Below are 1383 nucleotides of genomic sequence, written 5' to 3'. Positions count from 1 at the left end.
GGGAGTGTCTGAATTTTTGTGTGCAAGGCAGATAAAAGCCTGCCGTCTGGCAGGCTCATCAATTGCATTCTACAAATGATTTCTGGTGAAGCGATCCTCGTAGAGGATCGCGAACTGGTTCATCGCGGCTTTCCAGTCATGCGCGGCACGGCTCCAGTCAGCCGTGATATTGCGCAAGGCCAGCCAGAGCAGTTTGGTCGCGGCCTCGTCCGTCGGGAAGTGCCCACGCGTCTTGACGATCTTGCGTAGCCGCGCGTTCACACTTTCAATGGCGTTGGTCGTGTAGATCACCTTGCGGACCGCAGGCGGAAACGCGAAGAAGGGAATGACGCGATCCCAGGCGCGGCGCCAGGCCGCCACCACCGTCGGGAATTTACGGCCCCACTCGCCCTGCTCGAACGCGTCCAGTTCGGTCTGGGCAGCTTCAGCGCCCGTTGCCGAATAGATCGGTTTGAGGGCAGCAGCCAGCCCCCGCCGGTCTTTCCAGCTCGCGTAGTCCAGCGAGTTGCGGATCAGGTGCACGATGCACGTCTGGAGCGTGGTGGCCGGAAACACCGCGCCCAGCGCTTCAGGCATGCCCTTCAGTCCATCGGTGACCGCGATCAGGATGTCCTGCACGCCACGCACCTTCAGGTCGCTGAACACCTTCATCCAGAACTTCGCGCCTTCCGTGTTCTCGATCCACAGCCCCAGGATGTCCCGTGTGCCGTCTGGCAGGATGCCCAGCGCCAGATAGATCGCCTTGTTGCGCACCATCCCTTCCTCGCGGATCTTGACGCGTAGCGCGTCAAAGAACACTACCGGGTACATCGGCTCAAGCGGGCGCGCCTGCCAGATACTCACCTCGTCCATCACGGCATCGGTCACCGAGCTGATAAACTCCGGCGACACATCGGTACCGTACTGCTCAGCCAGAAACCCCTGGATCTCGCGCACCGTCATGCCACGGGCGTACATCGCGATGATCTTGTCGTCAAAGCCGGTGAAACGTCGCTCGTGCTTCGGAATCAGGATCGGGGCAAAGCTGCCGTCGCGGTCACGAGGAATCTCCAGGCGCAGCGGACCGTCATCAGTCAGCACCGTCTTGCCGCTCGTGCCGTTGCGCTGGTTGGTCGCATCTTCGGGCCGCACGGCACCCGCCGGATAACCCAGATGGTGTCCAAGTTCGGCACCCAGCGCCCGCTCGATCAGCGCCTTCTTGAACGCGGCTGAAGCGGCGTGCACCGCTTCGGCGGTCATGGGTCCCTTCACGAACTGGTCGATCAGCTCCTTCGGAATGGACGGTAACGCTGTCTGCGCTTCGGTAGTTGTCTTGGGTTTGCGTGGCATACATGCTCCTTGAGCTACATGTTATGCCTTGAACACAAAATCTATGGCAGACCC

Annotated in this window: 1 protein-coding gene; it reads right to left on the bottom strand. The window is 60.9% G+C overall.

Annotated elements, in window-relative coordinates; genetic code table 11:
* Nucleotides 1-69: 69 nt before the first annotated feature.
* A complete protein-coding gene (locus M3I56_RS40530) occupies nt 70-1329 on the bottom strand; it encodes an IS256 family transposase (protein ID WP_254358652.1) in 1260 nt (419 codons plus the stop codon).
* Nucleotides 1330-1383: the final 54 nt, after the last annotated feature.

The organism is Paraburkholderia sp. CNPSo 3281 (genome assembly GCF_024206515.1).
GTDB classification, from domain to species: Bacteria; Pseudomonadota; Gammaproteobacteria; order Burkholderiales; family Burkholderiaceae; genus Paraburkholderia; species Paraburkholderia nodosa.
Note: the sequence above shows the minus strand (reverse complement) of the source record. Positions and strands in the feature narration are given on the sequence as shown.